This window comes from Undibacterium sp. GW821-FHT11B02, from assembly GCF_058808955.1.
In genome coordinates this window covers 497,833-520,057 of the sequence record NZ_JBXASD010000005.1, presented here as the reverse complement: position 1 = coordinate 520,057, position 22,225 = coordinate 497,833, and the positions used below count along the sequence as shown (strand labels likewise).

Below are 22,225 nucleotides of genomic sequence, written 5' to 3'. Positions count from 1 at the left end.
GAATACGGCTAGCCGATTTCAGAAATCGGCCATATTTTCTTTGCGAAACTCGGTAGGCGTCAGCCCTGTCGCCGCCTTGAAAGCCCGATTGAATGGCCCTATGGACTGAAAACCTGCTTCCAGGGCGATGCTTAAGACGGGCAAATCCCGCAGCGCCGGATCTTTAAGAGCGGAGCATGCTTCCGTCAGGCGAAATTCATTGATATACGCATTGAAATTGCGATAACCCAGCCGCTGGTTAATCAGGCGGCGTACGCGATATTCGGGTAATTGCAAACGGGCAGCCAGACTGGCCAGGCTTAAATCTTCGCTACGATACAAGCGCTCTTCCTTCATCAGGCTTTGCAATGTGGCAGCAAGACGATCTTCGGCGGGATCATGCTCTACGACTTTGGGTGCTGGGGATAGCGCCTCATCAATTGGCAACATATCGACTTGCCCAGATGCAGGCAATGTCGGGTGGCGTGGCGCGGGAAATAGATCCTGATTCCCCAGTTGCAACATCTTGACAGCCACAGTAGCGATGATCACCAGCAGAATAAGAACATCAGCTGCTGCTGTTGGTCCCAATAAACGTCCATGTGGCGAACCCAGTCGTGCCGCCAGCAGGATGACGGTGTAGGCAATGCCGGTAATCACAATAAATGCACGCAGACGCCGACGTTGCTCTACCAGGTCAGTACGCCATTGCCTGGCTGCAGCCAGGGCGGCAAGAGCCGCAAACAACAGCGGAACGCCGCGCTGCACACCCAGCAATAGCGGCGTCAGTATAGATGAGCTGCCAGCGACCACAGCGCAATTCAATCCACTGAGTCCAGCTACGGCCAGCCAGAGCGCAGCATGCAGGGGACGCCACACAAAGTCATCGTCAAAAAGAGCTTGCACAAAAATCCAGAACAGCACGGCGTTCGCTACAGAAACCGCCACCAGCGGTGCCTGCCACATGCGCGGCACCATCGCTTCAAACAAAGGGGTGGCTGCCAATACCTGTATTGCCAGCCCCAGGCAAAGAGCGATACCGGCACGCACCACGGTCAGGTGTGGCCGGTCGCGCCAGAGTATGGTCGACAATAATAACAACAGGGCAATCAGGGTGCCACGCAGTCCAGCATCCAGCAGCACCAGGGGTTCGGTCAGCGGCATAGCAGATCATCACCGTCAAAGATGATCACGATAGCAGCAAGCCGCTAATTTGCGCAAGCGCCTGAAGTACCAACCAGTCAACTGTCAAGGTGTGAAATCAGCAGATTACTGAAACGCGATAATTCCTTGCGTTTGACTTCATCGCCACCAGCATCAGTCACTGGTGCATCGATAGACAAACCAACTGCCAGAATATCAATGAGTAGCAATTGCAATATGCGTGAAATCATGGACAGGAAAGTGGCATTGTCTTCTGAATGATTAACGGCCAGGCAGACCGTCGCCTTTTTGGCCAGTGGCGATTGATTCGGCGTGATGGCGATGACATCAGCCCCGGCATGCAAGGCTGCATCCACCGCTTTCAACAGTTCCGGCAACTTGCCGGAATTGGACACGACGATTACCACATCACCCGGATTCAACAATTCTGCCGCCATGGAAAACAAATGGGCATCGCCATAGGAAGCAGTAGGAATACGGAAGCGGAAAAATTTATGCTGGCCATCCAGCGCCACCGCCCGTGAATTACCCATGGCATAGAACTCGACCTTGTTGGCCTTGCGCAGCAGCGCAATCGCCTGATCCAGCGAGCGTACATCGAGCTGATCGCGGAAATTCAAAATCGCCGACACGGTATTGTCAATGACCTTGGCACTCAGGTCATGGGTACTATCGCTCATGCGTACCTGGCTATGCCTTACCGGTATGGTGCCGGTCAGGCTGCTGGCAAATTTAAGTTTGAAATCGGCCAAGCCCAGAAAGCCGAGGGAACGGCAAAACCGAATCACAGTAGGTTGACTGACATCGGCCAGGCGGGCAATTTCTGCAATGGCTTCATTCAGTACGGTGCGTGGGTTTTCCAGCACCAGGCTGGCAACCCGTCTTTCGGCGGGTGTCAGCTCAGCGTGCAATTGCTGTATGCGATCCATCAGTGAACTGTCACCACTGCTGCCACGCAAGTGTTCCGACAAAATCGCCGATACGCCGTAAAAAGCCGGGTTTGGTGTGGTGATCACAAAGGTAGGGATTTGTGCCAGATAACTGGAAAAACGCCCCTTGGCTTCAAAACGGCTACGGAAAGGAGAAGTCGCAAAACGCTCGCCCATCAGTGGCACGATACCACCACCGATATAAATCCCGCCAAAAGCCCCCAGTGTCACTGCCAGATTGGCGCTGAAACTGCCCAGCATGCCGCAAAAGCATTCCAGTGTTTCCAGACACAAAGCATCACCATCAGTCAGCGCACCACGCATGATGTCTTGTGCCGGCAGGGCCTTGACAGTTTTTTTATGACGATTGGCAAGGGCGCGGTAAATCAATTCCAGACCAGGACCAGAAATCAGGCGTTCTGTGGAGACATGTGGCCATTCTTTCCAGGCAAATTGCAGGATGGCATATTCGCGTTCATCCGCAGGGGCAAAATTGACGTGCCCACCCTCACTGCCCAGTGTCACAAAACCATCGGAAGTAGGGATCAGACCAGACACGCCCAAACCGGTACCCGGCCCCAGTACACCAATCACAGATTTGGCGACGGGCGTACCGCCACCCACCTGCATCAGGTCTTTGGCCTGCAAGCCAGGCAAAGACATCGCCAGCGCTGTAAAGTCATTGACGATGAGCAAAGTGTACAGCCCAAATTCACGGCGTACATCTTCGATTGAAAAAGCCCAGTCACGGTTGGTCATCCTGACCTGGTCACCATCGATGGGATTGGCCAGCGCAAAGGCCGCATGATGCACCTTGTTGGCAGGTACCAATGTCAGGTAAGCGCGCAACAGCGCAATGACGTCCGGATATTCGTCACATTTCAAGACCTTGACGGATTCAAACACGCCCGGTGATGATTCAAGCGTAAAACGTGCATGGGTGGCACCAATATCGGCCAATAATCGTGGGCCACCAGAAAAACCTGCGGCATTGCCATGTTCTACAAGTGCGTGTTCTGTCGTCATGCTGTCTTCATGTGTCACGTTTTACCATTCCGGGAACAAATACTGCCATCCTGCCATCCCTGCCATTCGGGCATTAATCCCTCAATCCCGCAATTTACCACAATCGTCAGTCTGATCTGGGCAAACCAGCCAACAAACACCGCATTCCAGTTAGTTACCTGAGCAATATTGCTCCATTGCAGCGACGTCCTCTTGCGTGCAACATCATTTGATACTCCCGTTGTACGCGCAGGTAATGAACAGCATTTTTCCCAGCGTGCATCCCTGCTCAGCAACTGCTTCTGTTTATCGCAGACAAAAGACGGGGCCATTTCTGACTCGGGACCTACACCATCTTTCCCTGGGCGTTTTACAGTTGAGCTTACGCAAAAGACATGAAAATAAAAAGAAAAATGTCCGCCACTTTCACCGAAGCAGCGGACATTTCCCATACCAAAGGCAAACTTTCAGATACTTTACTTGCTCCTGAAAATAAGTTCCTTCATCTTCTGTAATTTCGGGTACACGATAGGCACGGTCAGCATGGTGCTGGCGATGGCCATCAACAACAAGGCCGTAAAGGTCTCGCTGGTAATAATGCTTTTATCCAATAAAACATTGACGAAAATGATCATGATCAAAGCCTTGGTCTGCAATAGCCAACCTATGATGGAAGCCTCTCCTTTTTCCCATTTCAATATCTTGCCAGCCACCTGTATACCTATCAATTTTCCGCCTACAGATGCGACCAGCAGTACAGCAGCCGCAACGAATACTGTAACACCACCTACCGCCCAGTTGGTACGCAAGCCTGTACTCAGAAAAAACACCGGCATGATTGCCAGCAGCACATGATGGCGCATCAAATCCATTTTTTCCTGATTAAACCAGTGTGCATCCATGACGGCCCCGGCCAGGAAAGCACCCACCATATAATGCAGGCCGGCCCAATCAGCAGCAAAACTGCAGGCCGCCAACCAGATCAGCCCCACGTACCAGCGATCACGCTCTTGCAGCCAGACCATAAGTTTGCGAAACAGATAGGTAGTGACTGCAAATAACAACAGAAAACCAACTTGCCGCCCTACCCTGGTCCAGTCGAGCAAAATAATTGCCAACACACCCCAGATCGCAATATCGTCCAGGCTGGCATAACGCAGGATGCGCTGACCGATGGGTTGACGTAAAATTTCCAGTTTTTCCATCAACAATATCAGGATAGGCAAGGCTGTGACGGCACATGCCATACCGACACCCAGCACAAATTGCCAGCTCATGGCTTTAGGCCCCATCCAGCCATCCATGGTCAACAAACCCAGGCCAGCAACACAGCCGAACAGCAAGGGCATGCCCAGTGCCAGTCCCGCAGTAATGGTGCTTTCACGCCTGTGCTCCCAGGCCTTCTTCAAGTCCAGTTCTATTCCGGCAACCATGACAAAGATCATCACGGCCCACCAGGCGATACCGTTCAGCGACTGTATTACCTGGGGATTGAACACAAATTTATAGTAATCTGGATAAACGGCACCCAACACGCCTGGGCCCAGCAAGATACCAGTGATAATTTGCACGACTACCAGTGGTGCGTAATAGTCAGTTTTACCTACCCGCCAGATCAGGTAGGGCAAGGTAAAAATCACAAACATCGCAATCAAGAAAATCTCAGTAGTACTCATCCCTGTATGCATAATTTTTTAGATTAAGGTTTATGTTTTTCTGCACCACCTGTCTTTCTGGCGGCGTCTCCTGTACCTGTATTGCTTGAATTCTGGCTGTGCAATACTGGACAATATAGGCAGCACGATCCCGCATGATGACTACGCATTCTGCACGACTCCACGCACACTTTCGAGATAGTCGATCGTATCCGCTTCGGTCTGCAAATCTACCAGATGATTGGTATTTTCAGGGACTAAATTTTACCCTTCAAATACCCGCAACCAGCCTTGACAAACAATTCATGCTCAATACGCAGCAAGCGACCGATAACACTGAACAAATCAATCTTGTGCTGCAGACTGTCTGGCACCTGCATGGTGGCACAAGTTTTCCAGAAATCAGATCTTCAAGCAGATTCAGCTTGCAATGCAAAATCATTGGGTACAGGTGCGTTCATATTCAAAACGTGACTGGCAATTGCATCCTGCAAGATCAACTGCATTGAAACCCTGATCAGGGAAGAAATTGATGAGGCGTACAATCACAGATTGTATGAGACGAATGCTGTTGGATTCCTGCGGCTCCAGAAATCAGCCAGCAAGCGCTATCGCCACCACATTCTGGCTCCAGACTTTGGAACCTGATCACATGCAGGTCAGCCAAAGGCTTACCGTCAAAATTTGCCTGCAATACAGACGCCATTTCATCACAGCCACAATACTTGCTGCAATACACATGACTAATATCTGTGCGATGTCACCAAAGGTATGCCCCATCGATGTCATGTCTCTTCACGCTTTTGTATGACACGCACTCTTCGAGCTATCAAGCAAAAACCCAACATTCCAACCTGACAATCAACATCCAGGACCCCGAAATGGATTTCGTACTAAAACTAGATTACATGTCAAACCAAGATTATAAAAACACAAAATAAATGCGTTTCCATGCAAATTTATAGGGAAACCCCTTTATTTTCACGTGATCATGTTGCGAATACTTTATAAAGTGGCGAAGTGAAACATGTAGCTATACTACTTATCACTATAAAGCCACTCATTTTATTGCTAAAATTGTCATTCTTCTACAATTCATTTGGAATCAAAACAATAAATTCGACCACCAATATCCGACATGACGTTATTGCAACTACAGCCATTTGAATGGCGAAATATGGTTGCCAATCACATAAAAAGATCAACAAGAAAGGAAAAAGGAGGATACTCCACTGATTCAAACTCAGTGGCAGGTGGAAGGATGCGATCACGCCTGAAGTTTTATGCTGCAGTCACTTGCCGGCGTCGCCATACTGCGCCGTACAATCGCAAAAAAGCAAATGGCAACAAAAACCAGAAGCAGGCATTTGCAATTACACTGATCTGAGTGAAACTAAACTGGTAATAATTGTCGTTGGCATCAACGTACACCGCCATGAAAGGCAAGCCAGCAAACCAACCCGGCCCCAAACTATTTGGATAAGGCAATAACATCCAGAACGTTGTCAGACTGGAGAGCAATCCCAACAACACGCCCGCAGCTAAAGTGGAAAAAATCAGTTTCTTCCAGTTCTTTGGGATCGAGCCTGACCTGGCAAAGCGCCAGATACCGACAAAACCCCAGACACTGGTCAACATCAACAACGTAGCAGCAATAACAATGAAGATCAACATGACGTGCCTGGAAGGATGAACAGAAATAGTGCCAACATACCTGAAGGCTGGCCTGACTGCAATGCCTCTGGCTATCAAAACCCCATTCAAAACCTGGGCTGATCTTTTTCGCACTTCCATCTGCCCAACCCTTTGCAAGCAGTCAATTTACTCCCCGACCACCCACAGCTATTAAATTTTCCATGAGTGCTATGTTATATTCGAAGGAGATACTCGCCAAAAAACACACTCAGAGTAAAAAATAATGAAAAAACCTCAGATACAAAAAGTATTTGCCAACCTGTTTTGCAGCGGTCTACTGCTTGCTTCAGCCACGGTGTTTGCCGAAGAAAAGACAATTACAAAAAACCTGATCGTCATTAAAGCAGGCAAACTGATCGACGTGGAAACTGCCAAAGTTTTACGTGATCAGTTAATCATGATCGATGGTGAGCGCATTACCGCTATTACCCCGATGGCGACCACCGCCATCCCCGCTAATGCCATAGTGATTGATTTGTCAAATGCCACTGTACTGCCCGGCCTGATCGATGCACATACTCATTTAACCAGCAACCCGCATCAGCATGGCTATAGCTCGCTCGGCACCTCAAACGTACGTGCAGCACTGTATGGAGTCAGAGCTGCGCGTGATACCCTGAATGCGGGTTTTACGACTGTCCGCGATGTCGGTTCCGAAGGTTTTGCTGATATCGCTCTGCGTGATGCCATCAATGATGGTGACTTCCCTGGCCCTCGCATACTGGCATCCGGTTATGCATTGGGTATCAAAGGTGGGCATTGCGACAATAATCTGCTGCCTCCCGAATACAATGATGTCGGTAAGGGAGTGGCGGATGGCCCTTGGGCTGCCCGCAGCAAGGTCAGGGAAATGGCAAAATACGGCGCAGACCAGATCAAGATTTGCGCTACAGGTGGCGTCTTGTCCAAGGGTGATGCCGCAGGTGCCCAGCAATATACGCTGGAAGAAATGCAAGCCATCGTGCAGGAAGCACATAAGCTGGGACGCAAGGTAGCGGCTCATGCCCACGGTGCCAGCGGCATCAGCGATGCCATTCGTGCCGGAGTAGACTCGGTAGAACATAGCAGCCTGATCGATGCAGAAGGCATCAAGCTGGCTAAACAGCACGGCACCTGGCTGGTCATGGATATCTACAACGATGACTATATTCTGGGCGAAGGTGAGAAAGCTGGCTTCTTACCAGAATCACTGGAAAAAGAAAGGGCAATAGGCCAGAAGCAGCGCGACAACTTCCGCGCAGCCCTGCAAGGTGGTGCGCGTATGGCCTTTGGTACTGATGCTGGCGTGTACCCACATGGCGACAATGCCAAGCAGTTTTATTACATGGTCAAATACGGTATGACGCCAATGCAGGCAATACAGGCAGCCACCATCAACGCCGCCGACCTGTTGGGGCAAAAAGAAAAAATCGGCAGTATCACAGCTGGTAAATTTGCTGACCTGATCGCGGTAGAAGCAGATCCGCTGGCCGATGTCACGGTCCTGACCAAAGTATCTTTCGTCATGAAAAATGGCAACATCTACAAAACGACAGCCAAACAAGAAATCAAGTAATGTAAACATATGAGGGTATCAGGCCCTCAACCACCCTGGAAAGCAGCAATGAGTCACAAACTAAGCATAGATGAATATGACGCCCTTGAGCAATTAAGCAAGTTACCACGCCAGGGCAAGCCAAGTGCCTGCATCAGCCGCAATGCCAAACGCCTGTGCGGTATCAAGCTCATGACTTACCGCAAGGATGGCACATTGGAGCTGACTGAAACCGGTCGGCAAACCCTGTTCATCAAGCAATGTATAGATGGTCTGCGTGCGATTGCCAACGACCCCGACACTGTGTTACCTGGCCCGGTCGCCACCTTTCTCGGCAAGAAGGCACATGTGGAAGTTGACGCAGCAAGTGGCAAATTGCTCATCACACAGCGCGGACGCGAATGTCTGGCAGATATTGATGCACAGATGCAGTCCGGCAAATAAACACCCCCCAGGGCCAGTAAAACCTGCGCCTTCAAATGAACACGGGGCAAGGCAAAATCATATAAATAGGACTTACGCAAAACGGTCCCAGCAAGGCGTAGCGACGAAGACAGTACAAATAGTACGCGGCTTCTATGAGAGGAGCTACAACGCAGCCGGTGCCGTTTTGAGTCAGTCCCAATAACACCTCTTTTGACTACTCTGCCTGCTTGCCTACAAGCAGGCACTTTTATAAGTAAGGACTAACAATGACTATCGACTTCAAAGGCCGTGTTGCCATCGTGACTGGTGCAGGTGGCGGACTGGGACGTGAGCATGCACTGGCACTGGCTGCGCGTGGTGCCAAGGTGGTTGTCAATGACCTCGGCGGCGCCCGTGACGGATCGGGTGGCTCGTCTGCCGCCGCACTTGCAGTGGTGGAAGAAATCCGCGCAGCGGGTGGTGAAGCGATCGCGAATGGTGCATCGGTAACCGACTTTGATGCGGTACAGGCCATGGTAGCTGACACCATGGCGCAATGGGGCCGTATCGATATCCTGATCAATAATGCCGGCATCCTGCGCGACAAGAGTTTCGCCAAAATGGATATTGCCGATTTCAAGCTGGTACTGGATGTGCATCTGATGGGTGCAGTGCATTGCTGCAAGGCAGTGTGGCCCATCATGATGGAGCAGAAATACGGCCGCATTGTGATGACGACTTCGTCTTCGGGTCTGTACGGCAATTTCGGTCAGTCAAATTACGGTGCAGCCAAAATGGCACTGGTCGGCCTGATGCAAACTCTGGCGCTGGAAGGGGCCAAGCATGACATCCGCGTCAATAGCCTGGCACCGACTGCAGCAACCCGCATGACGGAAAGTCTGTTCCCCGAAGAGCTCCTGAAAGCCCTGCAACCGTCTGATGTCGTACCGGCGATGCTCGTACTGGCTTCGGAACAGGCCCCGACTCGCGCTATTCTGTGTGCCGGTGCTGGCAGCTTTGAAGCCGCGCATATCACCATGACCCAAGGCGTGTGGGTAGGCCGGGGCGACGATGCCGCTGAACAACTGGCAGCACGCCTGAGTGAAGTCAGGCAGCGCGACGCGGAAACTGTACCAGAGAGCGGTACCGCGCAAGGGCATCTGGAACTGAGTAAGGCCATGGGCCAGCTTAAAGCCTGAGCCTGAGCCAGGCATCAGCCATCATGGATGGTGCCTGGTTACAATTTAGGGACAGGCGAGAGTATCCTCGAATTCAGCAATCCTATGCATGCAGGGCATGGTTGTTCATAGATACTCCCCTGTTTCCTTATAATAATAGAAAAAAAACTGCCTCAAGCCTCAAGCACTTGCTGACGCTGCCTGCAGTCTGTGCCAAACTAACGGCATGACACTCACAGAATTAAAATACATCGTTGCGGTTGCCCGGCAAAAGCATTTTGGCCATGCGGCTGAAGCTTGTTTTGTTGCCCAGCCAACGCTGTCCGTCGCCATCAAGAAACTCGAAGATGAGTTGGGCGTCACTATTTTTGAACGCGGTGGTACTGAAGTTTCTACCACGCCGCTGGGTGCGCAGATTGTTGCCCAGGCCGAACGTGTGCTGGAACAAACCGCAGCCATCAAAGAAATTGCCAAACAAAACAAGGACCCCCTGGCTGGCCCTTTCCGTCTGGGCGTCATCTATACCATTGGCCCTTACTTGCTACCCACGCTGGTCAAAACCATGATACAGCAGGTACCTCAGATGCCTTTGGTGCTGCAGGAAAACTTTACCGTCAAACTGCTGGAATTGCTGCGTCAGGGTGAGCTGGATGCAGCGATCATCGCCCTGCCCATACCTGACCATGGCCTGATGGTACAAGCCTTGTATGACGAGCCATTCGTGGTCGCCATGCCGAAAGATCATGCCTGGTCAAAGCGTAGTGAGGTATCAGCAGAAGAGCTCAAGTCTGAGACCATGCTGTTACTGGGGAATGGCCATTGTTTCCGCGATCAGGTGCTTGAAGTTTGTCCTGAAATGGCACGTTTTTCGACAACCGGGGATGGCATCGCCAGAACTTTTGAAGGTTCGTCGCTGGAAACCATACGTCACATGGTGGCGTCAGGCATAGGAATTACGGTGTTACCCATGGCATCAGTACCTGATATGGGTGCACGCGATGGCATGCTGCGTTACCTGCCTTTCACCGCCCCTGCACCTGACCGTCGCGTGGTGATTGCCTGGCGCAAGAGTTTTACCCGTCAGGCCGCCATTGAAGCCATACGTCAGGCTGTTCTGGTTTGTGATTTACCTGGCGTTACCATGCTGGATGAAGCACCCAGTACGCAATAATCCTGTTACTTCTTGTTGATGATGATTGATGCCATCGCCACCGCGCGCTTGCAATTACGTGTGCTTTTGCCTGAACATGCGCCACTGTTGCAACACTATCTGCTAAACAATCGCGACCATCTTGCACCTTGGGAACCAAGTCGCGATGCCGGTTTTTTTACAATAGAAAAATGTGAAGAACGTCTGTCAGCCAGCATACGTTTGATGGAAGCTGGCCTGGCTGTGCATTTTGCAGTATGCCTGGATCATGAAATGATAGGCATCTGCAATTTCAGTAATATCGTGCGCGGTGCCTTCCAGGCGTGCCACCTGGGTTACGCCATAGGTGAAAAACAACAGGGACAAGGATACATGTTTGAAGCCGTGCTAGCGGGCATACAACATATGTTCGATGCATATAATCTGCATCGTGTCATGGCCAACTATGTGCCAGAAAACCAGCGCAGCGCAGCCCTGCTCACCCGCCTGGGTTTTGAAAAAGAAGGCTATGCCAGGTCCTATCTGAAAATCAACGGTGTCTGGCGTGACCATGTATTGACCGCCCTTGTTAACCCCGTAGAATAAACCTGCCTTACCGCTCAAACCATCCATTTCCAACAACCATTGCATTTTGTTTATCACTATCTTCGCTATACATATATACTGCGGTCTTTTGCGAAATCAGATGAAAAATGTGCAGCCTCTGAGGCTGTCATTCAATCATCCCCTTTCTACAGAAAGCAGTATTCATGTCATCGCTATACTCGTTGCTAAGAGACTGTTGCAAAATTAACCTGGCGTTGTTGCATCTCCTTGCCGCACTGAAATACTGTCTGCATCGGCGGCGCCTGACCAGCTTAATTTTGCAACAGCCTCTAAGTTTATTGGTGCACCTTTCGCTGAGCCACATAGCCGTATTGGTCGCCCTGACTGCCAGTGTTTTTCCTCTTTGCAGTCTGGCCCAGGCTAATACTGAAACGCCTCCGGCAGTCGGTGCAAATCCTGCCACCCCGCGCCCTAAGGTCGCGCTGGTATTGTCTGGCGGCGGCGCTCGCGGCTTTGCTCATATAGGTGTATTGCGCGCCCTGCGCAAAATGCGCGTACCGGTAGATATGGTAGTCGGCACCAGCATCGGTGCCGTTGTCGGTGGTGCCTATGCTGCAGGCCGTTCTGCCGATGAACTTGAACAGATCGTGCGCGACACCAACTGGGATAGCGTACTGGCCGACCGCCCAGCCCGTTATGATCTGGATTACCGCCGCAAGGAAGAAGATTTCCTGCTGCCATCCCGCATAGAATTTGCCATTACCAAATCCGGTATCTTCCTGCCACCTGCAGCTGCCGGAAATGCCGCACTGGAAAATGCGCTGACCCGCCTGATGCCGGAAGGTATGCGCGACCAGCCGGTTGATCAACTGACCCTGCCGTTCCGTTCCGTCGCCTCTGACTTGTTGACCGGCGACATGGTAGAACTGAATGACACCCCCTTGCTGATGACCATGCGTGCATCGCTGGCACTACCTGGCGTATTTGCGCCTGTACGTATCAAGCAGAAACTGGTAGTGGATGGCGGACTGGTCAGCAATTTGCCAGTGGAACTGGCGCGCTCCATGGGTGCCGATATTGTCATTGCGGTGAATGTAGGAACTCCGCTGGCAAAAGAAAATGAATTGAACAGTGCCATTGAAGTCACCAAACAAATGCTGCAAATTCTGACCGAACAAAATGTACAGCGTTCGATCAAGGAATTGCGTAGTAATGATATTTTGATTGCACCAGAACTGTCCGGCATCAGCTTTCTCGATTTTGGCGAATATGTAAAATCCATCAAGGCGGGTGAAGTCGCCACCCATAAAATGGCAGATAAATTGGCTGCCCTGCGTGTCACAGATGAACAATACGCCAGTTTTGAATACCAGCGATCCACTGGCACACTGACAGCCAAACCCAATATCGGCAAATTACCGCTTGCAAAGATAGAGGTGGAAGGCCCACGCTATATCAACCCGAAAGCTCTGATCACTCAAACCGGCCTGCAAGAAGGCCAGGTGCTGACGCAGGAACAGATCAGGCAGGCGTCCGCCCGTTTATATGGACGTGGCGATATCGATAATGTGGAAACCATCATCACCGATACTGAAGGCAAGCGCAATGTGTTGATACTTCCGACAGAATCCAATTCCAGCCGCAACCGCCTGCGCGTCGGCCTGGAACTGATCAGCGATTTTGCCGATGAAAACCGGTTTGCACTGAGCCTCATGCATATCGCTTCATCACTCAATAGCTACGGTGCCGAACTGCGCAGCGTCGCACGTATAGGCAGCGAACGCCAGTTAGGCATGCAATTCTGGCAGCCCATTGCATCTGGTTCGCCTTGGTTCGTCGCACCTTCCGTTGAGTACAATGGAAAAAGCCTGGACTTATATAACGAAGGCCGTAAGGTTGCCCGCGTCGGCGTGCGTGCCACCCAGGCGACCCTGACATTTGGCCGCCTGCTGGACAACTGGGGCAAGCTGGAGGCCGGTATCACGCGCGGTTTTGGAAAAGTCGATTTGCTGCTACCAGCCAACGCTGGTCAGGACAGTACACGCTATTTTGACACGACGCAATTTGTCAGTTTTCAGCTCGACACACTGGATTCACTGGCTTACCCAAGCCGTGGAGATCGTATCGCCGTGACCTGGGAACGGGCACCATCCAAAGGACCGGGTGAACCTTCTCAGGCCCAGTCAGAAATCGACATGCTGACCGCCTTCCAGTTCGGCGAATGGGCTGGTCACGTGTATGGCGAATGGGGCAAATCCCAGCGTGGCAGCGCACCGAATCCACTGGGTGGATTTTTACGTCTGTCCGGTACGGCAAATAATTCACTGACGGGCAATGCCACCGCATTTAGCCGGGTACTACTGGCGCGCAAGATAGGTTCACTCCCCAGTACGGTTGGTGGTGCCATACGCCTGGGCTTTTCAGCAGAAATCGGAAATGCCTATGGCGACACCCAGCCGCTACGCTTCAATACCCTGAAGCAGGCAGCCAGCGCCCACATATCCATTGATACGCGTTTTGGACCACTGTTTTTTGGGGCTGGAGCAACACGTGGTAATGGGTCTTCGCTTTATCTTTTCCTCGGACCTATCTGGTGAGTCAATCCTTTGACAGGGGGCGCGGCTTCCGGGCGACGCAGAGCTGTAAAGGCTGAAAATTCCCAGGAGCGGAAACCTACCAGCAAGGTAAAACCATCGCGCTCTTCCGGCTTCAGGCGGCGGTCGTCCTGGTGCAGCCTGGCCAGCTCTGCGGCCAGTTGCTGAATTTTTTGCACCAATTCCTGCGCGCTGTGTGACGATACCCTGGCCGGTACAAACAACAAGGTCTCACCTGGGCCATCAAAGCTGCCAGCAAAATAATCACTGACCACCACGTCCCGAAAATACTGTTGTATCGGGCCATCAGGACGCCAGTGAAATGCGGGCGACACGTTCAAGCGATAACGGTTGTGCGGACGCAGTTCTATCAATTCCAGCTTGTCGAGTGCAATCATTTGCAATACGCATTCTGATTCGGACAAGTGATAAGTTTCAATAATCTGTTCCAGAGTCCAGTGCCCCAGGCAGCAGATTGCCACCAGCAAGAGCTTGGGATCCGCCATCAGCGATTGTTCCTGCTCCAGACTGAGAGTGTCAGATTGCGGTGTGACATCTGCAGCCTGCCGCAATATGTCTTCCATGGCGATGCCTGCTGCCTTGCAAATTTCTGCCAGGCGCGAAAGGCTCATATCCTTTTGCCCGAACATGCGCTTCATGCTCGATTCGCTCATACCTATGCGTTCTGCCAGCATTTTGTATGTCACGCCTGCCGCCCGTAACTCTGAACGCAAGACTTTCAAGACCAATTCGGGTGAACTCATAAAGCCTTCCTGACAAAAAGTTAAATTTTGCAAATGGTACCGTATTTCAATACCAAAAATAGTAAAAAACAATGCTTTTGGTAATTTTCTGGTACGTATTTTTAATTATTGCGACACTTCGACCAGCAAAGACAGTGTGAAGTTCAACCCGTCGTGAAACTGTTCGGGGATTTCCAAGAAGATCCCGCCTGCCATGTCACTACTGCGAAACAAAAAATGTTACGCAATTCAATACGACAGTGCAGTTCCGGTTTTCAGCGCGATTTCAACTCTTAAACTCTTGCAAAGAGGAGCAGATATGGGTACGGAAATAGTAAGAAAAATGAAGCCAGCAATGCATATGGAAACGGTAGGCCGATACTTCATCAGCGCTTGCCTGACCATAACGATATTTGGACTGGGCTATTTTTGTGGCAACCGGGCAGAAAAAGAAAGCCGTTTCCACGTCAGCACACCCGCGACCAATGCGAATGACAACACGAGCCGCACCAGCATGCCAGCAGCAACCCTGCGCCAACAACATATGCCTCGCAAAGCAGGCATGCTGGTATGACAGCGAAGTTCTGGCCAAATTGAGGAAACCTGGTAACTACAAGCGTGTTATCAGAACCGCTTATTTGTTACCGGGTCAAACCAGTGCACAGCATCCGCAGCAAAACCGACAGAAGTATGCTGACCCGCCTCCACTGCCGTACCAGTTGGCGTTCTAATGACTACAGGTTGTTCACCGCAGACACCATGCACCAGCAAATCCGCCCCCAGCGATTCCACCAGTTGTACTTCTAGCGGCAAGCCTGGCATACCTATGAACAAATGTTCTGGCCGCACACCCAGTATCAGTTCACGGTGCGCGACGCGTTCTGCTTCGCTTTGCACCAGCGGCAATAACACCAGTGCCTGTCCTATCTGTATCTGACGCCCGGTTTCACTCAGCTTGCCGCGCAAAAGATTCATGGGCGGGGAGCCAATAAAACTGGCGACAAAGGTGGTGGCTGGTGTGCCGTAAACTTCTGCTGGGGTACCAATCTGTTCTGCCACACCGGCATTCATGACTATCATGCGCTGCCCCAGGGTCATGGCCTCTACCTGATCATGCGTGACATACAGGCTGGTCGTACCCAAAGTCTTGTGCAGGCGTTGAATTTCCAGACGCATCTGCACCCGCAGCTTGGCATCCAGATTAGACAAGGGTTCGTCAAACAGAAACACTGCCGGTTCACGGACAATAGCGCGCCCCATCGCCACCCTTTGTCGCTGCCCACCAGATAACTGGCGCGGTGTTCTTTGCAACAACTCACCCAGCTCCAGTATCTGCGCGGCCTTCTGTACCCGGGTTTCGATATCGGCTTTGGAAAAGCCGCGTATCTTGAGTCCATAAGCCATATTTTGATAAACACTCATATGCGGATACAGCGCATAATTCTGGAACACCATGGCAATATCACGGTCTTTGGGCTCCAACTGATTGACAACACGGTCACCAATGACGATGTCGCCGGACGTGATTTCTTCCAGCCCGGCTACCATGCGCAACAAAGTGGACTTTCCACAACCTGAAGGCCCCACCATGACGATGAATTCGCCATGTTGTATGTCAATGGAAATCCCATGGATGATGTCAACAGCTTTGTCACCCTTGCCATAGGTTTTTTTGACGTTTTTTAAATGAACCTGTGCCATATATTATTTGCGTAAGCATTACAAAATGAAGCCTGGTTGAAGACTGGCAAAGTGTCAGCCATTTTTACTTCAGGCTTTTATTTCTCGGCATCGACCAATCCTTTGACAAACCATCTTTGCATGACCACCACCACCAGACCCGGCGGCAGCATTGCCAGCAGCAGACCCGCCATGACCATATTCCATTCGACCGCAGCATCTCCACCGGCAATCATGCGCCTGATGCCAACGCCTATGGGATACATATCTTGCTCTGTCGATACCAGCAAGGGCCACAGGTATTGATTCCAGCCATAAATGAACATGATGACGAACAGGGCAGTCACATTGGTGCGCGACAAGGGCCACAGGATATCAATAAAAAACCGCATGGGGCCGGCACCATCCATGCGTGCCGCTTCTGCCAGTTCATCCGGCACCGTCAGAAAAAACTGGCGGAACAGGAAAGTCGCGGTGGCCGAAGCAATCAACGGCACCGTCAACCCAGCATAACTATTAAGCATGGATAAATCCGAGACGACCTTATAGGTAGGACTGATACGCACTTCCACCGGCAGCATCAAGGTAATAAAAATCATCCAGAAAAACAGGTTGCGCCCTGGAAATCGAAAGTACACCAGTGCAAATGCAGACAGCATGGAAATGGAAATTTTACCTATCGCTATCATCAGGGCCGATACCAGACTGACCCACAGCATGCGTCCTACCGGGCTGGTGGCGACATTGCCAGATGCACCACTGCCAAGCACCGCGCTCAGGTTATGCCATAGCTGATCACCAGGAATCAGCGACATCGGCGCCAGTGCCGATTGTTCTGCCGTTTGCGTGCTGGCGACAAAAGCGACATAGATGGGAAACACTACCAGGCTGACGCCCAGTATCAGGATAAGGTGGCTGAACACTCCCAGAAAAGGACGGCGTTCTATCATGTTCAATACTGCACTTTCTTTTCGACATACTTGAACTGCAACACGGTGAGAACGATGACGATGCTCATCAGTATCACCGACTGTGCCGCAGCACTGCCGAGGTCACCGCCCTTGAAGCCATCGTTGAATACCTTGAACACCAGGATTTCTGTCTCCTTGCCTGGCCCACCCTGGGTGGTCGCTTCCACAATTGCAAAAGTGTCAAAGAAGGCGTACACAATGTTCACTACCAGCAGGAAAAAAGATGTAGGCGTCAGTAAAGGAAAAACGATGGTGAAGAAGCGATGCCATGGCCCGGCACCATCAATCGCCGCCGCTTCTATCAGGGATTTGGGGATAGATTGCAGACCCGCCAAAAAGAACAGAAAGTTGTAACTGATCTGCTTCCACACTGCAGCCAGCACGATCAGTATCATCGCATGTCGGCCGTTCAACAGGTTATTCCATTCGATACCAACATGCCGCAAGGCATGGGCCACAATACCCAAAGTGGGATTGAGCAAGAACATCCATAGCACGCCGACCACCACAGGCGACACGGCATACGGCCAGATCAGCAAGGTCTTGTAAAACGTACTGCCTATGACCACGCGATCAGCAAATACAGCCAACAACAAAGAAATACTCAACCCTAATACCGCCACCAGGAAAGAAAACAAGGCCGTCGTCTTGAACGACGCCAGATAAGTGGGATCAGCAAACAAATCCTTGAAATTGTCCAGCCAGACAAACTGTGAAGATATGCCAAATGCATCCTGTAGCAGCACCGACTGATACAGCGCCTGGGCGGCAGGCCAGAAAAAAAACAGTATGGTCACCACAATCTGCGGCAGCAGCAACAGATACGGCAACCAGGCGGATCGAAACCGTGCGCGTTTTTCCAAATCATCCTCGATTGCTTAAGCACTAAAATACTAAGACCAAAAATCTCACCACAGAGACACCGAGACACTGAGAAAACAAAAAGAGAAAGTATGAATTAATTATTTCTTTATTAGGACTTACGCAAAATCGTCCCAGCCAGGCGCAGCGACGAAGACAGTACGAATAGTACGGCAAGGAGCTGTAACACAGCTGGGGCGGTTTTGCGTAAGTCCTATTTATGAAGCCGCACTTCCTCTGTGTCCCCTCTGTGTCTCCGTGCCTCTGCGTTGAGAGGTCTTGATTTTACTTATTCGCTTTTTCGAAGCGTTCCAGCAATTCATTGCCACGGGCAACCGCGCTGTCCAGCGCTGCCTTGGCTGGTTTTTTACCGCTCCATACTGCTTCCAGTTCTTCATCCATGATGGTGCGTATCTGTACGAAGCTGCCCAGGCGTATGCCGCGCGACTTGTCGGTGGTCTTGACTATCATCTGTTGCACAGCAACACCTGGCCCAGGTGTCTTTTCATAAAAGCCCGAGCTTTTTGTCAGTTCATACGCCGCATTGGTGATAGGCAGATAGCCGGTTTCCTGGTGCCATTTGGCCTGCACTTCTGGCTGCGAAAGAAATTTATAGAACTTGGCAACGCCTTTGTATTCTTCCGTCTTTTTGCCATTCATCGCCCACAGCGATGCACCGCCTATGATGGTATTTTGCGGCGCACCTTTGACATCGGAATAATAGGGCAAGGGCGACACGGCAAATTTGAACTTGGCATTCTTCGCCACACTGCCATAGGCAGAACTGGATGAAGTCAGCATGCCGCACTCGCCGGAATAAAACTTGGCCTCTGGTTCATTCTTGCGGCCTGCATAGGTGAAATAGCCTTGCTTGGCCCAGTTTTCCAGATTTTCTATATGTTTGACGTGTAACGGGCTATTGAACTTCAGACGCGCATCCAGGCCTCCAAACCCATTGTTTTTGGAGGCAAATTCGACGTTATGCCAGGCAGAAAAACTTTCCAGGTGCACCCAGGTTTGCCAGCCAGTGGTATAGGCACATTTTTCGCCATTGGCTTTCAGGCGGGCGGCGGCGGCCACCACCTCCTGCCAGGTAGCTGGTGCCTTGTTCGGGTCCATACCAGCTTTGGCAAACATGTCCTTGTTATAGTAAAACACGGTAGTCGAACTATTGAATGGGAAAGACAGCATTTCCCCTTTCGGCGACGTGTAATACCCGGCAACTGCGGCGACATAACCGGATGTATCAAATTTCTCCCCCGCTACTTTCATCACTTCCGACACTGGCTTGATCGCACCTTTGGCGTACATCATGGTCGCAGTGCCCACTTCAAATACTTGCAGGATATGCGGCGCATTGCCAGCGCGAAATGCAGCAATGCCGGCGGCCAGCGATTCGTCGTAACTGCCTTTGTAGACGGCGGTTACACGGTATTCTGTCTGGCTCTTATTGAATTGCTCGGCCAGGCTGGTAACGCGGTCACCCAGCGCGCCAGTCATGGAATGCCACCAGCTGATTTCGGTCACGGCATGGGCAGAACCGGCAAGCCCCATGAATATGGTCGCACTGACCAAGCTCAATTTAGTATGGAATTTCATAAGGCTGTCCCCGAAAAACTTATTAGCATAGTTAGAACTCATTTCATAAATAGGGGTGAGATGCGTTTGCCTCATAACGCGGGCTGGCAAGGGTAAAGCAGGGGTTTCGTGCAGCATGCTGCACGCCTGCGTACGATGTGCGCTTACCAGCGCACATGCGCCCTGCAAGGGGACGAGGCAGTCAATAGCGGGTCTATTGACAACGAGTCGAATTGTTCACACCTTGCAGTCCAGCACGCGTTATGAGACAAACCCTCCGGGAGCTGGCCGCATTGACACTTCGCGGGCGCATTGCTTCGTTGCGCCGCTTGCTAAGGCACCAGCCTTAGCTGCAAGTGTCACCCTTACGCCTTGCACTGCATCCCGAATCGCCTTGCTCGCACTCATCCCTATTTATGAAATGAGTTCTATTGTTTATGACAACACGACTACGATAACATTCGGAACTGTCCAATGTACAGATAACACTTATAATTCTGCCTATGTGCAACAACAAAGCTGAATCATGAACCGCCTGTATTCTCGTCTGCATCTGTATTTCAAACTGGTCAGGCTGGATAAGCCCATAGGCATACTGTTATTGCTGTGGCCGACCCTGGCGGCACTGTGGCTTGCCTCAAAAGGACAGCCTGGCTGGCAACTGGTCCTCATTTTCAGCCTGGGAACAGTATTAATGCGTTCCGCAGGTTGTGCCATCAATGACTACGCAGATCGCGAATTTGACCGCCACGTGAAGCGCACAGCCGAAAGACCGCTGACCAGCGGCAAAATCAGTGGCAAGGAAGCCGTCGGCGTAGCCGTGGTGTTGGCCCTGATCTCTTTTGCCCTGATCCTGCCCTTGAACACCCTGACCAAGCAATTGTCGGTCGCTGCCGTACTGGTGGCTGGCAGTTACCCTTACTTCAAGCGGTTTTTTGCCATTCCCCAGGCGTATCTGGGCATTGCTTTCGGCTTTGGTATCCCGATGGCTTATGCTGCAGTGCAAGATACCGTGCCCATGAGTGCCTGGATATTATTACTGGCAAACGTTTTCTGGGCCGTGGCCTATGACACTGAATATGCCATGGTGGACCGTGATGATGACCTGAAAATCGGCATCAGGACCTCGGCCATCACTTTTGGGCGTTATGACGTGCTGGCTATCATGCTGTGCTATGCCATCAGCTTTGCACTAATACTGGCAGTTGGCTGGCAAGCTGGTCTGCGCAGCTGGTTTGTGGCAGGGATGGGGGGTGCCGTGTTATTTGCGCTTTACCATTACAGCCTGATACGCGAGCGTGAACGCATGGCCTGTTTTGCCGCCTTCCTGAATAACAATTGGCTGGGTGCGGCAATCTTCACTGGCATTGCGCTGGACTATGCAGTAAAGTAAAACCATAGATTGCTACTTATTCAATTTTCTTGCAAGTCCTTGCGTTTCGACAAACCCGCCCCCATCTTTTTGCATAGACTGAAGTTAATTCACTTGCCAACCAGAAAGGAAACATCATGAGTACAGTAGATGAGCATAAAGAACAATTAATGAATGACCTGCATCTTGTCATCCGTGATGCGGAAGAAATGCTGAAAAACACCGAGCAACAAAGCGGCGAAGGCTTTAGAGCAGCCAAAGCCAAGTTTGAAAAAACCCTGAAAAATGCCAAGGCAGAAGTAGAACGCATTGAAGACCTGGTCGTCACCCGTACCAAGGAAGCTGCCCGTGCGACGGATGTCTACGTCAAGGAAAATCCATGGCAATCTGCTGGTATTGCAGCCGGTGTAGGCTTGTTGATCGGTCTGCTCATCGGCCGTAGCAGATAAATTCATGGCTATTACCGATTCGCTGGCACAACTGGCATCTACACTGATCAACAGTGTCCATACACGCCTGGAATTAGCTTCGGTAGAACTGGAAGAAGAGCTGAATCGCTTTTCTTCCAGTCTGTTATGGTCATTGGTGGCCATGTTTTTTGCCGGACTGGCTATATTGGTCGCCATACTGACGCTGATCGCTCTGTTTTGGGACAGTTACCGCTATACCGTCCTGCTATCACTGCTGGGCCTGTTTTCACTACTTGCCATTGGCATCTTCTTGCGAGTACGAAATGCCATGCACAACAAACCGGGATTTCTCTCGTTTACGCTGGCTGAATTGAAAAAAGACAGCGCAAGTCTGCGTAACGCTGACCGCACCGCCTCCAAAGAGTAGGTATTCTGTCATGATGAAAAGGCAAGAAAAGCTCGCGCAGAAACGTCAGGCCTTGTTGTTGAAGATACAGGCTCAGCGCAGCCTGATAACTATCTATGGCACAGAAATCAGGCAATCATTAAGCCTGGTGGATATGGCCAGCGAACTGTTCGGCAAGATGGGAAACTCTGCCCGTCGCCGTCCCATCGCCAGTCTGCTCATTACCGCCGTCGTCATGGTACTCAAACCCGCGCGCGCCTTTGCTGTCGCCCGATCCGCCCTGATGGGCTGGCAAATCTGGCAAAGCCTGTCCAGTCTGGTGAAACACCTGCGTCAAAGCAGGGATAAGCCGGTGGGCTGAAGACTGGAA

The 22,225-nt window shown here is 51.2% G+C and carries 22 protein-coding genes and 1 pseudogene; 11 read left to right on the top strand and 12 right to left on the bottom strand.

Translation table 11 applies throughout. From position 1 onward, the window contains the following. Window positions 1-18: 18 nt before the first annotated feature. From AC1RVX_RS13465 to AC1RVX_RS13435, 7 genes and pseudogenes are all read right to left on the bottom strand, one after another. Window positions 19-1,143, bottom strand: a complete 1,125-nt coding sequence (locus AC1RVX_RS13465) for a helix-turn-helix domain-containing protein (protein WP_493217095.1) — start codon at window positions 1,141-1,143, stop codon at window positions 19-21. A 77-nt stretch (window positions 1,144-1,220) separates the two neighbouring features. Then, window positions 1,221-3,098, bottom strand: coding sequence for a glucokinase (locus AC1RVX_RS13460; protein ID WP_493217094.1), 1,878 nt, complete (start codon window positions 3,096-3,098; stop codon window positions 1,221-1,223). Window positions 3,099-3,112: 14 nt separating this feature from the next. Continuing rightward, the gene (locus AC1RVX_RS13455; protein WP_493217093.1) at window positions 3,113-3,529 is read right to left on the bottom strand and encodes a hypothetical protein; all 417 of its coding nucleotides are present in this window, start codon (window positions 3,527-3,529) and stop codon (window positions 3,113-3,115) included. A 24-nt stretch (window positions 3,530-3,553) separates the two neighbouring features. Continuing rightward, window positions 3,554-4,753, bottom strand: coding sequence for a cation:proton antiporter (locus AC1RVX_RS13450; protein ID WP_493217092.1), 1,200 nt, complete (start codon window positions 4,751-4,753; stop codon window positions 3,554-3,556). Between the two features lie 236 nt (window positions 4,754-4,989). After that, a pseudogene (locus AC1RVX_RS13445) lies at window positions 4,990-5,127 on the bottom strand (hypothetical protein); the annotation flags it as partial. 43 nt (window positions 5,128-5,170) lie between these two features. Continuing rightward, window positions 5,171-5,323, bottom strand: a complete 153-nt coding sequence (locus tag AC1RVX_RS13440) for a tryptophan 7-halogenase (RefSeq protein ID WP_493217122.1) — start codon at window positions 5,321-5,323, stop codon at window positions 5,171-5,173. Between the two features lie 690 nt (window positions 5,324-6,013). Continuing rightward, entirely contained in the window at window positions 6,014-6,406 is a 393-nt protein-coding gene (locus AC1RVX_RS13435; protein WP_493217091.1) for a hypothetical protein, read from the bottom strand. A gap of 244 nt (window positions 6,407-6,650) precedes the next feature. Here AC1RVX_RS13435 and AC1RVX_RS13430 point away from each other — a divergent pair, with 244 nt between their 5' ends. From AC1RVX_RS13430 to AC1RVX_RS13405, 6 genes are all read left to right on the top strand, one after another. Further along, window positions 6,651-7,982: a Xaa-Pro dipeptidase gene (locus tag AC1RVX_RS13430; RefSeq protein WP_493217090.1), complete on the top strand. Its 1,332-nt coding sequence runs from the start codon at window positions 6,651-6,653 to the stop codon at window positions 7,980-7,982. Window positions 7,983-8,030: 48 nt separating this feature from the next. After that, a complete protein-coding gene (locus AC1RVX_RS13425; RefSeq protein WP_493217089.1) occupies window positions 8,031-8,405 on the top strand; it encodes a hypothetical protein in 375 nt (124 codons plus the stop codon). Window positions 8,406-8,653: 248 nt separating this feature from the next. After that, on the top strand, window positions 8,654-9,565 hold the full coding sequence (locus tag AC1RVX_RS13420) for an SDR family NAD(P)-dependent oxidoreductase (RefSeq protein ID WP_493217088.1): 912 nt from the start codon (window positions 8,654-8,656) through the stop codon (window positions 9,563-9,565). A 205-nt stretch (window positions 9,566-9,770) separates the two neighbouring features. Continuing rightward, on the top strand, window positions 9,771-10,715 hold the full coding sequence (locus AC1RVX_RS13415) for a hydrogen peroxide-inducible genes activator (protein WP_493217087.1): 945 nt from the start codon (window positions 9,771-9,773) through the stop codon (window positions 10,713-10,715). Window positions 10,716-10,733: 18 nt separating this feature from the next. Beyond that, a complete protein-coding gene (gene rimJ / locus AC1RVX_RS13410) occupies window positions 10,734-11,279 on the top strand; it encodes a ribosomal protein S5-alanine N-acetyltransferase (RefSeq protein WP_493217086.1) in 546 nt (181 codons plus the stop codon). Between the two features lie 278 nt (window positions 11,280-11,557). Then, entirely contained in the window at window positions 11,558-13,837 is a 2,280-nt protein-coding gene (locus AC1RVX_RS13405; protein ID WP_493217085.1) for a patatin-like phospholipase family protein, read from the top strand. Here the strand turns inward: AC1RVX_RS13405 and AC1RVX_RS13400 are convergent. After that, window positions 13,810-14,598 (bottom strand): helix-turn-helix domain-containing protein, encoded by a 789-nt coding sequence (locus AC1RVX_RS13400; protein ID WP_493217084.1) that lies wholly within the window; start codon window positions 14,596-14,598, stop codon window positions 13,810-13,812. The two genes, AC1RVX_RS13405 and AC1RVX_RS13400, sit on opposite strands and share 28 nt — an antisense overlap. Window positions 14,599-14,896: 298 nt before the next feature. Here AC1RVX_RS13400 and AC1RVX_RS13395 point away from each other — a divergent pair, with 298 nt between their 5' ends. Then, window positions 14,897-15,151 carry a hypothetical protein gene (locus AC1RVX_RS13395; protein ID WP_493217083.1) on the top strand — a complete coding sequence of 85 codons (255 nt, stop codon included), beginning with the start codon at window positions 14,897-14,899 and terminating at the stop codon, window positions 15,149-15,151. Window positions 15,152-15,201: 50 nt separating this feature from the next. On the opposite strand, the gene AC1RVX_RS13390 is transcribed toward AC1RVX_RS13395, so the two are convergent. The 4 genes from AC1RVX_RS13390 to ugpB form a co-directional block, all read right to left on the bottom strand. Continuing rightward, the gene (locus AC1RVX_RS13390; RefSeq protein ID WP_493217082.1) at window positions 15,202-16,278 is read right to left on the bottom strand and encodes a sn-glycerol-3-phosphate import ATP-binding protein UgpC; all 1,077 of its coding nucleotides are present in this window, start codon (window positions 16,276-16,278) and stop codon (window positions 15,202-15,204) included. Between the two features lie 77 nt (window positions 16,279-16,355). Continuing rightward, window positions 16,356-17,207 (bottom strand): sn-glycerol-3-phosphate ABC transporter permease UgpE, encoded by an 852-nt coding sequence (gene ugpE / locus AC1RVX_RS13385; RefSeq protein ID WP_493217081.1) that lies wholly within the window; start codon window positions 17,205-17,207, stop codon window positions 16,356-16,358. 2 nt (window positions 17,208-17,209) lie between these two features. Next, window positions 17,210-18,091, bottom strand: coding sequence for a sn-glycerol-3-phosphate ABC transporter permease UgpA (gene ugpA / locus AC1RVX_RS13380; RefSeq protein WP_493217080.1), 882 nt, complete (start codon window positions 18,089-18,091; stop codon window positions 17,210-17,212). 283 nt (window positions 18,092-18,374) lie between these two features. After that, window positions 18,375-19,688 carry a sn-glycerol-3-phosphate ABC transporter substrate-binding protein UgpB gene (gene ugpB, locus AC1RVX_RS13375; RefSeq protein WP_493217079.1) on the bottom strand — a complete coding sequence of 438 codons (1,314 nt, stop codon included), beginning with the start codon at window positions 19,686-19,688 and terminating at the stop codon, window positions 18,375-18,377. 505 nt (window positions 19,689-20,193) lie between these two features. Between ugpB and ubiA the strand changes: the two genes are divergently transcribed. The 4 genes from ubiA (at window position 20,194) to AC1RVX_RS13355 (ending at window position 22,216) form a co-directional block, all read left to right on the top strand. Beyond that, window positions 20,194-21,060, top strand: coding sequence for a 4-hydroxybenzoate octaprenyltransferase (ubiA, locus tag AC1RVX_RS13370; RefSeq protein ID WP_493217078.1), 867 nt, complete (start codon window positions 20,194-20,196; stop codon window positions 21,058-21,060). Window positions 21,061-21,176: 116 nt separating this feature from the next. Then, window positions 21,177-21,488 (top strand): ElaB/YgaM/YqjD family protein, encoded by a 312-nt coding sequence (locus AC1RVX_RS13365; RefSeq protein ID WP_493217077.1) that lies wholly within the window; start codon window positions 21,177-21,179, stop codon window positions 21,486-21,488. A 4-nt stretch (window positions 21,489-21,492) separates the two neighbouring features. Continuing rightward, entirely contained in the window at window positions 21,493-21,876 is a 384-nt protein-coding gene (locus AC1RVX_RS13360; RefSeq protein WP_493217076.1) for a phage holin family protein, read from the top strand. A 10-nt stretch (window positions 21,877-21,886) separates the two neighbouring features. Further along, window positions 21,887-22,216, top strand: coding sequence for a YqjK family protein (locus AC1RVX_RS13355; protein ID WP_493217075.1), 330 nt, complete (start codon window positions 21,887-21,889; stop codon window positions 22,214-22,216). The last annotated feature ends 9 nt before the right edge of the window (window positions 22,217-22,225 follow it).

Excerpts from the sequence above, each read along its gene's own strand:
- AC1RVX_RS13465 (WP_493217095.1), bottom strand. The coding sequence starts at position 1,143 with ATGCCGCTGACCGAACCCCTGGTGCTGCTGGATGCTGGACTGCGTGGC.
- AC1RVX_RS13460 (WP_493217094.1), bottom strand. The coding sequence starts at position 3,098 with ATGACGACAGAACACGCACTTGTAGAACATGGCAATGCCGCAGGTTTT.
- AC1RVX_RS13455 (WP_493217093.1), bottom strand. The coding sequence starts at position 3,529 with ATGGGAAATGTCCGCTGCTTCGGTGAAAGTGGCGGACATTTTTCTTTT.
- AC1RVX_RS13450 (WP_493217092.1), bottom strand. The coding sequence starts at position 4,753 with ATGAGTACTACTGAGATTTTCTTGATTGCGATGTTTGTGATTTTTACC.
- AC1RVX_RS13435 (WP_493217091.1), bottom strand. The coding sequence starts at position 6,406 with ATGTTGATCTTCATTGTTATTGCTGCTACGTTGTTGATGTTGACCAGT.
- AC1RVX_RS13430 (WP_493217090.1), top strand. The coding sequence starts at position 6,651 with ATGAAAAAACCTCAGATACAAAAAGTATTTGCCAACCTGTTTTGCAGC.
- AC1RVX_RS13425 (WP_493217089.1), top strand. The coding sequence starts at position 8,031 with ATGAGTCACAAACTAAGCATAGATGAATATGACGCCCTTGAGCAATTA.
- AC1RVX_RS13420 (WP_493217088.1), top strand. The coding sequence starts at position 8,654 with ATGACTATCGACTTCAAAGGCCGTGTTGCCATCGTGACTGGTGCAGGT.
- AC1RVX_RS13415 (WP_493217087.1), top strand. The coding sequence starts at position 9,771 with ATGACACTCACAGAATTAAAATACATCGTTGCGGTTGCCCGGCAAAAG.
- rimJ (WP_493217086.1), top strand. The coding sequence starts at position 10,734 with ATGATGATTGATGCCATCGCCACCGCGCGCTTGCAATTACGTGTGCTT.
- AC1RVX_RS13400 (WP_493217084.1), bottom strand. The coding sequence starts at position 14,598 with ATGAGTTCACCCGAATTGGTCTTGAAAGTCTTGCGTTCAGAGTTACGG.
- AC1RVX_RS13395 (WP_493217083.1), top strand. The coding sequence starts at position 14,897 with ATGGGTACGGAAATAGTAAGAAAAATGAAGCCAGCAATGCATATGGAA.
- AC1RVX_RS13390 (WP_493217082.1), bottom strand. The coding sequence starts at position 16,278 with ATGGCACAGGTTCATTTAAAAAACGTCAAAAAAACCTATGGCAAGGGT.
- ugpE (WP_493217081.1), bottom strand. The coding sequence starts at position 17,207 with ATGATAGAACGCCGTCCTTTTCTGGGAGTGTTCAGCCACCTTATCCTG.
- ugpB (WP_493217079.1), bottom strand. The coding sequence starts at position 19,688 with ATGAAATTCCATACTAAATTGAGCTTGGTCAGTGCGACCATATTCATG.
- ubiA (WP_493217078.1), top strand. The coding sequence starts at position 20,194 with ATGAACCGCCTGTATTCTCGTCTGCATCTGTATTTCAAACTGGTCAGG.
- AC1RVX_RS13365 (WP_493217077.1), top strand. The coding sequence starts at position 21,177 with ATGAGTACAGTAGATGAGCATAAAGAACAATTAATGAATGACCTGCAT.
- AC1RVX_RS13360 (WP_493217076.1), top strand. The coding sequence starts at position 21,493 with ATGGCTATTACCGATTCGCTGGCACAACTGGCATCTACACTGATCAAC.
- AC1RVX_RS13355 (WP_493217075.1), top strand. The coding sequence starts at position 21,887 with ATGATGAAAAGGCAAGAAAAGCTCGCGCAGAAACGTCAGGCCTTGTTG.